General features: G+C 38.4%; 12 protein-coding genes. 5 read left to right on the plus strand and 7 right to left on the minus strand.

Going from position 1 to position 14,886, the window contains the following annotated elements; all coding sequences use genetic code 11:
* Nucleotides 1–1,104 (minus strand): alpha-amylase family glycosyl hydrolase (locus HRT50_RS13660; protein ID WP_291615386.1); only part of this gene is annotated, 1,104 nt, incomplete at its 3' end.
* Between the two features lie 282 nt (nt 1,105–1,386).
* Between HRT50_RS13660 and HRT50_RS13665 the strand changes: the two genes are divergently transcribed.
* From HRT50_RS13665 to HRT50_RS13675, 3 genes are all read left to right on the plus strand, one after another.
* Complete coding sequence (locus HRT50_RS13665; protein WP_291615388.1) at nt 1,387–3,993, plus strand: TIM-barrel domain-containing protein; 2,607 nt, start codon at nt 1,387–1,389, stop codon at nt 3,991–3,993.
* A gap of 3 nt (nt 3,994–3,996) precedes the next feature.
* Nucleotides 3,997–5,040, plus strand: a complete 1,044-nt coding sequence (locus HRT50_RS13670) for a glucokinase (protein WP_291615390.1) — start codon at nt 3,997–3,999, stop codon at nt 5,038–5,040.
* A gap of 407 nt (nt 5,041–5,447) precedes the next feature.
* On the plus strand, nt 5,448–6,953 hold the full coding sequence (locus tag HRT50_RS13675) for an MFS transporter (protein ID WP_291615392.1): 1,506 nt from the start codon (nt 5,448–5,450) through the stop codon (nt 6,951–6,953).
* A gap of 100 nt (nt 6,954–7,053) precedes the next feature.
* Here the strand turns inward: HRT50_RS13675 and HRT50_RS13680 are convergent, their stop codons facing one another.
* On the minus strand, nt 7,054–8,076 hold the full coding sequence (locus tag HRT50_RS13680) for a LacI family DNA-binding transcriptional regulator (RefSeq protein WP_291615394.1): 1,023 nt from the start codon (nt 8,074–8,076) through the stop codon (nt 7,054–7,056).
* A gap of 440 nt (nt 8,077–8,516) precedes the next feature.
* Nucleotides 8,517–9,092 (minus strand): elongation factor P, encoded by a 576-nt coding sequence (gene efp / locus HRT50_RS13685; protein ID WP_291615396.1) that lies wholly within the window; start codon nt 9,090–9,092, stop codon nt 8,517–8,519.
* A 98-nt stretch (nt 9,093–9,190) separates the two neighbouring features.
* Here efp and epmB point away from each other — a divergent pair, with 98 nt between their 5' ends.
* Nucleotides 9,191–10,231, plus strand: coding sequence for an EF-P beta-lysylation protein EpmB (gene epmB, locus HRT50_RS13690; RefSeq protein WP_291615398.1), 1,041 nt, complete (start codon nt 9,191–9,193; stop codon nt 10,229–10,231).
* Between the two features lie 39 nt (nt 10,232–10,270).
* On the plus strand, nt 10,271–10,576 hold the full coding sequence (locus HRT50_RS13695) for a hypothetical protein (RefSeq protein WP_291615400.1): 306 nt from the start codon (nt 10,271–10,273) through the stop codon (nt 10,574–10,576).
* Nucleotides 10,577–10,708: 132 nt separating this feature from the next.
* Here the strand turns inward: HRT50_RS13695 and HRT50_RS13700 are convergent, their stop codons facing one another.
* From HRT50_RS13700 to HRT50_RS13715, 4 genes are all read right to left on the minus strand, one after another.
* A complete protein-coding gene (locus HRT50_RS13700) occupies nt 10,709–12,376 on the minus strand; it encodes a mechanosensitive ion channel domain-containing protein (protein WP_291615401.1) in 1,668 nt (555 codons plus the stop codon).
* A 131-nt stretch (nt 12,377–12,507) separates the two neighbouring features.
* Nucleotides 12,508–13,011 carry a DUF3016 domain-containing protein gene (locus tag HRT50_RS13705; protein ID WP_291615403.1) on the minus strand — a complete coding sequence of 168 codons (504 nt, stop codon included), beginning with the start codon at nt 13,009–13,011 and terminating at the stop codon, nt 12,508–12,510.
* 82 nt (nt 13,012–13,093) lie between these two features.
* Nucleotides 13,094–13,660 (minus strand): DUF4136 domain-containing protein, encoded by a 567-nt coding sequence (locus HRT50_RS13710; RefSeq protein ID WP_291615405.1) that lies wholly within the window; start codon nt 13,658–13,660, stop codon nt 13,094–13,096.
* A gap of 365 nt (nt 13,661–14,025) precedes the next feature.
* A partial coding sequence (locus HRT50_RS13715) for an HlyD family efflux transporter periplasmic adaptor subunit (RefSeq protein WP_291615408.1) occupies nt 14,026–14,886 on the minus strand: 861 nt, incomplete at its 5' end.

Genomic DNA, 14,886 nt, shown 5'->3' on the forward strand with positions numbered 1-14,886 from the left:
CCCTTGATAACTACAAATACTGCCACGTAATGATGAAATCATCGCAAAGAGCATTTTAGCAAAATCGTTACTGTTAAAGCCGCCCCACCTTGTAACAACACGCTTTACATCGTGATTTGAAATAGACCAGCATGGCCAGCCATCCGACACACGCGACTCTAAACTTTCTACTACTTGTTTAATGTAAGCGGCTGAAAAATTGTCAGTTAATAAATCAAAGCTGTAACCCATATGTAGTCGGCTATCACCTTGGGTATATTCAGCCATAGTTTTTAACGAGTCTTCTGAAGAGATTTCACCTAAGGCCACTGCTCCAGGATATTTATTCAATAAACTGCGAATATCTTCCATAAAGCCCAAGTTTTCATCTTGAGTATTATTGTAATAATGATATTGATAAGCGTAAGGGTTTTTCTCATCAAAACCTATGCTTGTACGCAATTCTTTAGGTTTAGCTGGGTTATCACGCAATTGAGCGTCATGATAACAAAAGTTAATAGCATCAAGACGAAAGCCATCAACACCACGTTTAAGCCAAAATTCAATATTGTCTAACACCGCTTGGCGCACATCAGGGTTATGGAAATTTAAGTCTGGTTGACTAGTGAGAAAGTTATGTAGGTAATATTGCTGACGACGAGGATCCCAAGTCCAGCCGCTACCACCAAAGATAGATAACCAGTTATTTGGTGCAGTACCATCTTCTTTGGCATCAGCCCAAACATACCAGTCAGCTTTATCGTTAGTTTGATCTTCACGTGAATCGATAAACCATTGATGTTGATCTGAAGTATGGCTAAGCACCTGATCAATCATAATTTTAATGCCCAGGGCATGTGCTTTCAGCACCAGTTCATCAAAGTCAGCTAAGGTACCAAAGATAGGGTCAATATCACGATAGTCGCTAATATCATAGCCAAAATCTTTCATTGGGGATTTGAAAAAAGGCGAGATCCAAATAGCATCAATGCCTAAACTAGCAATATAATCTAACTTACTAATAATTCCCGGCAAATCGCCAATACCATCTTGATTAGCATCATAGAAGCTACGTGGATAAATTTGATAAATTACCGCGCCACGCCACCACATTTGTTCATTCATTTGAAAACCCCAACACTGATACTTGCTCGTTTAGTGACAGTTATTAGTAACCGTCGCTGTCTAAGCACTTAATAATTCTTATCAAATAAGAATACGCAAATAAAAACGCAGCTGATAGGCTTTGCATACGTATGTATCGCCTTTGTCTAAAAATGCATACGTATGTAATAACAATTATGGACTTAGTCTGTATTGCATACGTATTCAAGATGTTGCGCAGCTTAGACTAAGGTTATTATCAACAGCACTCCGCTAGCCACATTCAACTTTAAGGGTTTTGTTTTGCGTTTATTCACCTTGAAATACTGCACCGCTTACTTATTAACAAGTGTATTAACTTGCTTGTTCTTCTCAGGCCAATCATTGGCAAGTACTGGCAATTACCTAAGCCATAAATTAGAAGGTAATACCGTTGTTATCAGCACTAATGTAGCAACAGTAACCTTAAATGCTTATGGGGAAGGCGCCATAGCAATACACTATCAAAGTCATAAGGATAAGCTTCCTGCTAGCCAACTGCCCTCTTTTGCCATTAAAGAACAAGCGGTAAATAGCAGTTTTGTGATTAAAGAAGATAACCAGCAACTGACACTTACCTTGAACAAGCTCAGTGCGGTTATCAACAAGTCGCCTTTTTCTATTAGTTACTTCCAAAAAAGTAAATATCAGAAAAATGGTAAGCATGAAGACACCTTACTCATCGCAGAGCAGCAAGGTTTTTTTAGCGGTACGGTAAATGAAGTTACCGAAACACCCGCTATTGACGGCAGTAGCACGGCCACCAAAATAACTAAAAAACTGCCGGTACAAGGCTTTCGCTTTCACTTAAACGATACCGAAAAGCTACTCGGTGGTGGTGAGCGGGTATTAGGTATGGATAGACGCGGTCATAGTTTCCCTTTATATAATCGCGCCCATTACGGCTATACCACACATTCAGAGCAAATGAATTTCTCTATCCCCGCAGTAATGTCGAGTAATAAATACATAGTGTTATTTGATAACTCCGCCAAGGGTTATATGGATTTAGCTAAAAAAGAGCAAAACATATTAGAGTTTTCTGCTGTTGCCGGTCGTATGGCTTATATCGTTTTTTCCGCGGATAGTTATCCAAAACTAATTAATAACTATGTTGATGTTACCGGCAAGCAACCCCTACCACCGCGTTGGTCTTTAGGTAATTATGCGTCACGTTTTGGTTATCGCTCAGAAGCCGAAGTTAGAGCAACGGTAAATAAATTTATTGATTTAGACTTCCCTCTTGATGCGTTGATCCTAGATTTATATTGGTTTGGTAAAGATATTAAAGGTCATATGGGTAATTTAGCTTGGGATAAAAACGCCTTCCCAGAGCCTGAAAAAATGATCCGTGATATTAAAAAGCAAGGCGTCAAGACTATTTTGATCACAGAACCCTTTGTGCTGAGTACATCCAGTAAGTGGCAGGACGCTGTTGAGCAACAAGCATTAGCGACAGATGCACAAGGAAAGGCTAAACAATTTGATTTTTACTTTGGCAATACCGGTTTAGTTGACGTCTTTAGTGACAAGGGTCAACAATGGTTTAACGATATTTACCGCCAGCTTTACCAACAAGGCGTTACTGGTTGGTGGGGAGACTTAGGTGAACCCGAAGTTCACCCAAGCGATACTTTACATACCCTTAGCGATGGTAGCTTAGTTAATGCTGACGCTATTCATAATGTTTACGGCCATCAATGGGCCAAAATGGTTTTTGATAATCAACTTAAGATGGACCCAGAGCAGAGACCGTTTATTTTAATGCGTTCAGGTTTTGCTGGTTCACAGCGTTACGGCATGATCCCTTGGACCGGTGATGTTAGTCGTTCGTGGGATGGCTTAAAGCCGCAAGTGGAATTGAGCTTACAGATGAGCTTGCTTGGTATGGCTTATACCCATTCTGATTTAGGCGGCTTTGCTGGTGGCGAGACCTTTAATCAAGAAATGTATATTCGCTGGTTACAGTATGGCGTTTTTCAGCCTATTTACCGTCCTCATGCCCAAGATAACATTGCCCCTGAAGTTGTCTTTCACGACAAACAAACGCAAGATATTTTAAGAACATTCATCAAGTTAAGATATAAGTTACTGCCTTATAATTACAGCCTAGCTTATCAAAATAGTACTACCGGCATGCCATTAATGCGTCCGCTCTTTTTTGAGAATAAGTTTGAACAAGAGCTTGAGCAAGAGTTAGGGAGTGAGCTTAAAAACAACGTTGAGCAAGAAAACTATTTAGCTTCCTTTGATAATGCTAGTAGTTACCTGTGGGGCGATGCCTTTTTAGTGACGCCGGTAGTGGCAGCTAATGTCAGCTCTGTCGCGGTTAACTTACCTGGCGGGGTTTGGTTTGATTACTTTACTAATGGCAATGAGCCAGCTAAAAATTATCAAGGCGGACAAACAGTTAACTTAGCAACAAGTCTAGAGACACTACCTGTACTAGTGCGTGCCGGAGCCTTCATTCCTATGATTAATGATATTCAATCTACCCAATATTATGACGCCAGCAAGTTAACCTTACATTATTATGCGGATAAGTCTGTCACTAGTGCTAACTATGAAATGTATGAAGATGACGGCAAAACCTATCAAGCCATTGAAAAAGGATTGTTTGAATTATTACAATTTTCAGCTCAGCAGCAACAAAAGCAGTTAACCATAAAGCTTAATCGTAGCGGCAAGGGTTATAACGGTATGCCACAAGCGCGCACCATGACCTTGGTTATTCATAATATAACGCAAGTCCCTAATAAAATTAGCTTGAACAATAAAGTGATAAACAATGCTGTTTGGCAAGATACAGAGAACACATTAACTATCGATTTTACTTGGCAGCATCAACCTTTAACTTTAACGATACAGTAAATAATGAAGACACATTTATCTAACAAAAATAAAGACACCATCAACCTTATTGCTGATATTGGTGGTACTAATATTCGTATAGCACAAGCAACGACAAACCCTATGGCGAAACACGGTGATAGTGAGGCCACTGACATTACTATCGGCGACATTGAAACTTATCAATGCAAAAAGTTTACTAGCTTAGCTGAAGTGCTTGCTCATTACATTGAGGTTAAATCGTTGGCCGGCTGTAATATTAACGCTTGTTTTGCCATTGCTTGTCCGGTAGATAAAGACTTAATTAGTATGACTAATTTACCTTGGCAGTTTTCCCAAAAAGAACTTCAACGGGCTTTGAAACTCAATACCTTAAGCTTTATTAATGATTACACCGCCATAGCCATGGCTATTCCCCTTTTATCAGATGATCAGAAAGTAAAAATTGGTGGCGGTGAAAGCGTTGCTGGTAAACCTATTTCGGTCTGTGGTCCAGGAACAGGTTTAGGGGTAGCTAATTTAGTACCACTTACCATTTCAGGCAATAACCAATGGCACTGTATCAGTGGTGAAGGTGGTCATATAGATTTTGCTGCGGTTAATGAAATTGAGCAGCAAGTAATGAACTTTATTCAAGGCATAAAAAAGCGCGTTTCATATGAGCAATTATTGTCAGGTTATGGTTTAGAGCAAATATATCAGGCGTTATTATTTATTAATCAAGGTAAAGAAATCACCACAGTAAAGGATAAGCTTTCAGCCAAAGACATTACCACTAACGCCTTAAATGGTAGTTGTGATATCTGTCAGCAAACGCTTACTTTCTTTTGTAATGTGCTCGGCAGTTTCGCCGGTAATTTAGCGTTAATAATGAATAGCCAAGGTGGTGTTTATATCGCTGGAGGTATAGTGCCGCGCTTTATTGATTATTTGAAAACAAGTGACTTTCGCACGCGATTTGAAAGTAAGGGGCGCTTAGCTTATATCACCGAGCAAGCACCGACTTACGTGATAACAGAAGAGCAACCCGGGTTGCTCGGCGCCGCTGCTTTTGTTTTACAAAAGTAACCAAAGGCAGTAAATGGTAACTAGACGTTACTGAATACGTATGTAACAGCTAGTGGTTACCCGCTAAAATGGGTATATTAAAATTCTTGTTTTAGCTTTGTTGGCAATGTGCACATAAAAGGTATTTCAATACACACTTGTTTAATGCCTCATACCAATTAAATTAATTAAGGTTCAGAATTCAATGAGAATAAATTTTCAAGAACAAGGCGCTTGATTGAGTAATAGCTAGCTATTGGGATTGAGAGCAATGAAGTTATTGGATATTTAGACCATTTGAAAATGATTACTTATTTAGTGTAATTGGTATTATGGTATTGCACATTACTACTTTATTTATCTAGAGTTATAATGTGTGTTTTTTTAAAGACAAGCACCGCTACACATAACAATAAGAGTGCCTCGAGATGAGCGATACCAGCGACATGAGTAATCAAAGCAAAAATAACCAGCAAAAACCACGTTTGAGTTTTTGGCAAATTTGGAATGTAAGCTTTGGCTTTCTCGGTGTGCAATTTGGCTTTGCCTTACAAAATGCCAATGCCAGTAGAATACTTTCGGATTTAGGCGCTGACTTACACTCATTGTCACTTTTTTGGCTAGTTGCGCCAATCATGGGCTTGTTAATTCAACCTATCGTCGGCTCAGCTTCAGATAAGACCTGGAACAAATTAGGTCGTCGTAACCCTTATATTCTAGCGGGCGGTATTGCCGCAGCAATCGGCATGTTATTAATGCCAAATTCAGCCACCTTAGCGAGCTTTATCACGCCGTTATTTTTTGGCGCCATGATGCTAGCCTTAATGGACGCCTCTTTTAATTTAGCGTTTCAACCTTTTCGTGCCTTAGTGTCTGATATGGTGCCTGCACAGCAACGTACTGTTGGTTACTCTATTCAATCATTTTTAATTAATATTGGCGCCGTTTTTGGCTCTATATTACCTTTTGTATTAACCAATGTTATTGGTTTAGAAAATACAGCTAGCGCTGGCCAAGTGGCACCTTCTGTTATTTGGGCTTTTTATATTGGCGCAACCGTGATGTTAGGCTCAGTATTATGGACCGTTTTTAGAACCAAAGAATATGCGCCGGGTACTAATGGTTTATCGACCTTAGATAAAAATGATAGTGAACGTCCACTGAGCGAAAAATTGACCGAATTTTTTGGCCTAATGAAAACTATGCCAACCACCATGAGACAACTTGCTTTAGTACAGTTTTTCTCGTGGTTTGCGCTGTTTATTATGTGGGTATATACCATGCCAGCCATTGCCCAACATATTTGGGGCATTGATGCTAAATGGTTTGACCCGACTTATTTAGAATCAGTTGGTACCATACCTCAGCATATAGCCAAAGCAAAAGGCACCGCCGGTGACTGGGTTGGTATTATCTTTGCCGCTTACTCTTTATTTGCCGCGATAGCTTCCATTTTCATGGCAAAAATTGCCAATACTATCGGTCGTAAACTCACTTATTCAATATCGCTATTGGCAGGTGGCATTGGTTATATCAGCATTATGTTTATCCAAAACTCTGAGCCAACGTTAGTAAACTTACTAATTACTGAAATCACAGTACCACAAGGTGCAGTATCATTATTCTTACCTATGATTGGCATTGGTATGGCTTGGGCAGCAATATTAGCAATGCCTTATGCTATTTTGGCAGGATCATTACCTGTGAAACAAACCGGTGTTTACATGGGCATATTTAACTTCACCATTGCCGCTCCGCAAATTGTTTCAGGAATTTTTGCTGGTTGGATTTTAACGGCAGTATTTGATAATCAAGCCATCTATATCATTATGCTTGCCGGTGGCTCAATGATATTAGCGGCATTGTCGGTGTATTTTGTTAAGGATGGTGTGGAAGAGCAAACGGTTAATCATCAAGATGAAGCAACGGCTTAATACCAGTACCACTAATAACTTAACTGAACAGACTAAAAAGGCGTTTAAAGCGCCTTTTTAGTTTCTAATTTTTTTGAGTTGGTATTAAAGCAAAACTCAACTAACTACCACAAGATTTTCGAACAACTAATTCAGGTGGTATCAAGGTGGTTTTCGCTTCTTCACCATTAATCGACGCCAATAAAGTACCTACTAATAACTCTCCTGCCAACTGGGTATCTTGTTTCACCGTAGTTAATGGCGTGAAAGTATAACTGGCAATAGCTATATCATCAAAGCCAACGATTGCAACTTCTTTTGGAATGTCGATATTGTTTTCTTGTAATGCCCGCATTGCGCCAATTGCAATAAGATCACATGCTGCACAAATGGCATCGAAAGACTCACCACTTGCGATTAATTGACATGCTGCCTGATAACCAGCCTCTTCGGTGTATAACGCGTTAAACTGCAAAGCTTGATTAACCACTAGACCATTATCTTTTAACGACTGACAATGACCTTTATAGCGGTCAAAAAACTCCGGCGCATGACTCGAAGCACTACCTAAAAAGGCCAACTGCTTTCGCCCATGCTTAATGAGATGTTCAGTCATCTCGATACCGCCTTGGTAATTATCACAACCAATCGAAATAAGTGGTAAATTTTTAACTTCTGCGCCCCAACGAACAAAGTGAGTGCCTTGCTCAAGTAATTTAATTAACTTCTCTTCATAGTCAACATAATCACCATAACCCAATAAAATTAGACCATCTGCTTTATTACTATCTTCAAAGTCAGCATGCCAATCATCACTTGCCTGTTGAAAAGACACTAACAGATCATAACCTTTTTTTGCACAAGCACGGGTGATGCTACCTAACATAGATAAAAAGAACGGGTTTATGTCTGAATCATCATTGGTGGGATCGGCAAACAACAACAAAGCAATAGTATCACTTTGCTGGGAACGTAAATTACTGGCATTTTTATCAACCTTGTAATTTAACTCTTTGGCAATGGCTTGAATCTTCTCTCGTGTTGCCTCATTAACTAATGGGCTATTTCGCAAAGCTCTTGAGACAGTAGATTGAGAAACCCCTGCTTTATAAGCGATATCAAATGACGTTGCTTTTTCTTTCACACGACCTACTTAAAAAATCAAATAACAAGAATATAACTTAATAATAATAATATACCTGAGCGACTGCCTTATGTATAGCTAGCAGCAAGGTAAACTAGATTAACTCGCTGACAGATTTATTAGTTATTTACTCTCTAAAGCTATGTTACGGCAGCGATAATTGTTGTTTGCTAAGCAATAAAAAACCCAGTAAACAATAATGCTGCTTGCTGGGTTTCTTTACTATTAAAGAAAGACTGAATAGCACACCAATAGCGATAATTTCTGTCAGTATCTCTGCGCTTATATTATTTAGAAGATTGAGCCTATACTAACATAGTCTGAATGGCTAAAAATCCAAGCTTGCTTAAAACGAGCACGGAAAAACTGGCTGCTATCTAACTCGTAACGTGCCTGCTAAAAGGCATCATTATTCTTTAACTTAATTCAGTTTGATAAACTTATTGAGCTTTACTTGCGCGCGATACATATTCGCCCGAGCGCGTATCAATGCGAACTTTCTCACCAATTTGTACAAACAAAGGCACACGAACCACTGCGCCTGTAGCTAAAGTAGCTGGCTTACCACCAGTACCTGCGGTATCACCTTTTAGGCCAGGATCTGTTTCTGTGATATCTATTTCAACAAAGTTTGCTGGCGTTACGGTAATAGGCGTGCCATTCCATAAAGTAATAGTACAAATATCACCTTCAACTAACCACTTAACTGTATCGGCTACCGCTTTTTCTTCTGCGCCAATTTGCTCAAAAGTTTCGTTATTCATAAAGTGCCAGAACTCACCATCAGCATATAAATAGGCAAGTTCAACTTCCATTACGTCGGCACCTTCAACAGTCTCTCCTGACTTAAAGGTTTTCTCTAACACCTTACCTGAAACTAGTTTACGAATTTTAACGCGACTAAAGGCTTGGCCTTTACCTGGCTTAACCAATTCATTTTCAAGAATGTTACAAGGTTCGCCATCAAGCATGATTTTAAGTCCAGCTTTGAACTGGTTGGTACTGTAATTAGCCATAATAAGAGTGCTCTTTTATTGATTACTTAGTTATTTATTTGATCTCCACTAGTCTATAACCGTTATAATGGCAACAGTAGCTAGTGAGAGATGTTCAATTGAAATTAGAATTGCCGCAGATAATAACCCAAATTGATCACGATTTGCATCTTTGTGATGAAAAATCATGGCAAAAAGACTTACGTGATGTAGTGACCGAGCCAGAACAACTATTAGCCTTGGTTAATATTGCCCCTGATGACTATTTACAACATTTCAAAGCACGAAGTTTATTTCCCGTGCGTGTGCCGCTGTCATTTATTAAGCGCATGAAAAAAGGTGATTTTAACGATCCACTACTCAAACAAGTTATGCCGCTGTCTGAGGAATTTTCACTCACCGATGGCTACTCTGCTGATCCTTTAAATGAACATGATACTGTCGCAGAAGGTTTATTGCATAAGTACAAAAATCGGGTATTGATGATAGTAAAGTCAGCCTGTGCCATTAATTGTCGTTATTGCTTTCGCCGCCATTTCCCTTATCAAGATAACAGCCCCAATAAAAAACGCTGGCAAAGTGCCCTTGATTATATTGCTGCTCATGATGAAATAAGCGAAGTTATTTTTAGTGGTGGCGACCCATTAATGGCTAACGACAATCACTTGGCTTGGCTGGTTGGGCAAATAGAACAAATTCCCCATGTGACACGTTTACGACTTCATAGCCGCTTGCCTGTGGTGATACCTAATCGTATTACCGCAAGTCTTGTAGCACTGCTAAAAAACTCACGCTTAAAAGCTACTATGGTGCTGCATATCAATCACCCTAATGAAATTAATGATGAGTTAATATCGGCACTTGAACCGCTACGGGCAGCACGGATACCACTATTTAACCAAAGTGTATTGTTACGTGGGGTAAATGATGATGCTAAAGTATTATGTAACTTAAGTGAGACTTTGTTTGATGCTGGCATTCAGCCGTACTATTTGCACCTTTTTGATGCTGTGCAAGGCGCGGCCCACTTTGATGTCAACGAGGCTGATGCAGTAGCAATAGTTAATGACATGTTGGCCAGCTTACCTGGCTTTTTAATGCCAAAGTTAGTACGAGAAATTGCTGGTCAAGCTAACAAAACCCCAATCAATCTGGCATAATTGCCGCAATTAAGAAAAGCCCTCAAAGTAAGAAGTATTATGACAAAAGCAATTGAACAACAACTTATTGAAAATATTTCAGTTATCTTAAAAAGATCTTTAACGGCTGATGCCACCCTAGCCAATTTGCGTGAGCAGAAGAAAGCCAGTTTTAAAGCTATTTTTACTGCAGAGGCTCGCTTTAAAAGTACTGCTAATACCTTCCAACCCTACATTGAAGAAATTGCTGATGACCTTTTAAAGTGGCAAGAAAGCAAAGACCAAGGGCAATTAATAGCCTTGGTTAAAAAGATAGAGCAGTTGTACACGGTATTAGCTAACTTTGAACAAAGCTACAATCAATAACCTGAGTTATAAAAAACCAATAACGCTAGCCATTGAAACTGTCATCTTCGAGGTGTTTTAGTCGAAGATCCATACTCTAAAGATATGGATTCTCGATCAGACATCTCGAGAATGACGACTTAAGCTTGTCAGTTACTCAGCAACTCTCTCTGCCATGACTTGTACCTTACAATCATGCTCGTCCAATAAAGCGAGAATATTCAGATTGAGTTGGTTGATTTCATCAAGAAACACATCAAAGTCTGTGGTTTTAACATAAGCCAAAATATCTAATTCTAAACCATATATGGTATACGCTTTAAAATGGGTACGTTGCGGTGATGCTGCAATCATTTCATTATCGCTGAGCATAGCCCTAATGGCTTCCAGTACAGCCTCAAGGTTTTCTTTGCGCGTACTGGGTGCTAAGAATATCTTCGGCCGAAAGGCTATTTTTTCACGTTCTGAGTAATTTTCAAGATTCATATCAATAAACTTGGCATTGGCAACGTAAATGACACTTCGGTCTAACGTACGAATTCTGGTCGAACGTAAACCTATCTCTTCAACAACACCAAAACTGTTGCCAAAACGGCAAAAATCGCCAATTTTAATTGGCGCAGAAGTATACAAAGTAATAGCACCAATGATATTTTCTACTGTTTTTTGCGCGGCTAACGCAATAGCTAAACCACCAATACCTAAACCAGCCAATAAGGTAGAAGCATTAAAACCAAGGTTTTCCAGCCAATTCAAAGCGGCAATGCTAAATATAATGATCTTTATTACTGTGCCTGCAGGCCTTAGCAAGTACACGGCTAAGGGTTTGTCTTGAGCAATAAATTTCTCAGCCAGTATAATTTTCATTAAATCAATAAAACGAAAACAGACCCAGCACCAAGCAATAATTAGTAGCGTACTGCCTTCGGTCACAGCTCTTACGGCCATAGTGACATTCGCTTCATCACGAAAACTACGGGCAAAAATCACTGCTATTAATAATGCTACCGGTTCTTTTATAAAGCTTAAAACGTCAATTGACACTTTATGGTAAACACGTTTGAGACTAAAGGCTGTCAGCCAAGTAAAGACTTTAGCAACTGAGTAATATATCAACATCATCAAGGTGAAATATAACCATTGCCAGAGCATGACACCAAAGAGATCTATAGCCGGTAACTTTTTAGCTAAGAACTCTCCCAAAGAAGAGTACGAATAACGCTTAAATAACCTTGGGATTTTTTCAACCGTAGCATTTGATATTTTCCAAATTCTAACTTTATCTTTAGCGCGAGGAATGCGCTGCAATAAAATATCAATGTTATTACCTTGGTAATCAACCTGCCCTACCAACTCCCTATACGAGGGTAGGTTGTCATTTTTCAGTCCTTCTTTTAAGGTACTAATACTATTTAAATCAATCCATAAAGTACGATTTAAGACTACACCTAATTGTCGTGCTAACTCTTCTTTACCAACGCTAAGAGTTTTTTCTGACAGGTTACGGTAATCTAGATAATTTGTCGCTAAAGCTAAATCACCAGCACGCATAGCACGTAAATAACCGGCAATGGCACTACGAGGTTGACCTCGTTCAAAATCATCTTGCGGAACATCATACTCATCAGCGTAATCATATGGGTTTGAGTTTTGCTGCGATTTTACTTTGCTATCGAGCATACTTTTTATCGATAGCTCTTCACCATTATGTTTGCCTGGCTGAGCACTCAATACATCAGGACTGATTAGGAATATAAATAAGAGAATGATAAGAGTAACGGGAGACAGGTATAAAAAAGTAGAGTCTTGGGCGGGCTTCATTGCGCCTTTTCCTTGCGATAACATAAAGTAACATGGCAAAGATAATAACTTAATTACATGTCATAACATACAATTAGCGGCAATAAAAAAGTCACCTAAGTGACTTTTTGTTTAGCTTTTTAAATGAGCTACTATTTTTTGACAAGCAATTCTTTAAAAGTCTTGTCAAACCAGTCATCGAGCATTTTCTTCTCATAACCTAGTGACTTATTACGATACTTTAAGCTGTTACCAGACATAAAGTTCATATCTTTTACCACCGCCTCATCGGCTTGAATCACCTTGCCCTCAGCATCAAACAGTTGGTAGGAAAAATTCATTCGGGGCATATATATTTGCTTAACAATACGAGTTCTGTGTATTCCTGCGGCATTAGTATCGCCAGCTAAATCGACATCAGTGACATCAATTTTAAGTACTTGCCCTTCTGGTAAAGTTGCAGCTAGTTTAGCAAAGTGTTTTTCAAATTCTCTAAAGGTACGTTCTCTAAATGACTTCCGGTTTTCATTACCGGCGTCAATATCACGATAACTTTTATAATCAGTCCAAGTCACTTCACTACTTGCCGCAAATGCACCTGGCGCTATTAATAACATTGAAGTTAACAGTGTAACCATTAAAATAAATTGTTTCATATACTGCTCCTTAATTAATATTGTAGCTTAAGTAAAACAAAAGCTAGCTCAGTAATCTGTGTAAAATTGATACCTAACCGTATTAGTTTGTAGCGTAAAACTGCTTCATCACACGACTGACAATCGCGGCAGTACGATGCTCTCGCTCTGCTTCATTAGCATCTTCATGTGCAAACCCCTGTACCGCACCACGCCACACTTTCTTGCCTGTACGAGCATCTTCGATGTAAATCAAAAAGCTGCCTTTTTTCAAATCATCATTACCCGGTAAACCGGGGGTAATACCAAATTCATCATTGATGGTTTTATCTGATAAATCACTGGCTAAAGCAACACCAAAACCGACATAAAAAGCAGAGTTATTTGCATTCTTGGTATTGTAGAAGCCATGTTTCATTAAATCGGCAATAATGGCATCAGCATAAAGCTTATATATCGCTTGCGTCTGCTCGATCTTTAATGATGTTGCTTTTATATATTTAGGTGCTAAAGAAAACGTACTACCCGGCGAATAAGAAATAGGAATATCACGAACACTTGAAATGGCTAATTGATTTTTATTTACTTGTGGCTGTACCTGTACAGTCACACAAGCACTTATAAATAGGCTACTAAGTAGAGCTATGGCTACAGTAATATTTTTCTTCATTATTCAATCCTAGAAATATGTATTATCACTTCAATACTGACTTAAATCACTAGTTAAGTATATAAATACAATCAACTAAATTCCGAGAAACAATGTTACCTTAACGTTATCTTATGTAAACAAGATTCCACTTCAAGTAAGCAGTATAACTTTCGCTTTTAAAACAACATCATCTGCTGTTTTCAGCGATTTTAAAGACTTAAACTTCACCATAATTCGGCTTACTTCTCTCGACTTAATCAATTAGGTAGGATAAACACGTTTAGTGTTTCTTAAACCAGCACGGTCATGCTGTACTTTAACCAAGATAAAACAACTCTCATAGAATATGTTTTAAGCTGAATGAATTAAGTTATTATTAAACTTTACCTATTAATTGCGTAAATCAAGCCATCAAAGAAGCGATGAAGCAAACGGCGTTCATTGGTTATTATCTTTGCTTTTCCTACCATATTGGGATTTATTTTCAGTTCATATCCGAAGCTTGAAACTAATTTTTCAGGGAGCCTTACTTTCACTAAATATCCTCCTTTCCCAGGAACAAGAGAAATACTACTGACAGTCCCGTGTAATTTCCCAAACTCCGCAGCTGGAAAACTAGCCATTTCAATTTCAACTTTTTGGCCTTTTTCTATTTTGCCCGCACCTCCCTGATGTACATTTAAAATAGCTATATGATTTCCAGTAGAATTAACTAATGTTAAGACATTATCACCTGCTTTGAAATATTGGGAAGGGCGTATAACCCGAGAAAATGAAACTACACCATTGACTGGAGAAACTAATAAGTATGTTTTTTTCCAGTTGTAAATTTCTTTTTTCAATTTTGATATTGAATTGTAGAGAGCTATATTCAACTCTTTTTGTCTATCCTCTTTTTTTTGTTCTAGCCTTCTAATTTTTTGGACTAATTTATTATTTTCAATGGAGTGACTAGTAAATTGAATATTTGCATTTTGTAGTGATAATTTTTTATCTAGAAGAAGCCTATGTAATGGAATAAGCTCACTATCAGATAATAGCCCTTGCTTTGATAGCCGCTCATTTTTATTAAGGTTCAACTGCTCTAATGCTATTTTTTCCTGCCAAATTGATTGTTGAACAGACAATTGATTAGATAGTTTTTCATACTGTTTTTTAATTACTCTCAACTGCTTTATTTCAAGTAAAAAGTAGTTTGAATTTATAAAGTTGGACTGTTTATGCATTGATAATAGTAGAAGTAG

It is taken from the genome of Colwellia sp. (genome assembly GCF_013215345.1).
Lineage (GTDB): Bacteria > Pseudomonadota > Gammaproteobacteria > Enterobacterales > Alteromonadaceae > Colwellia.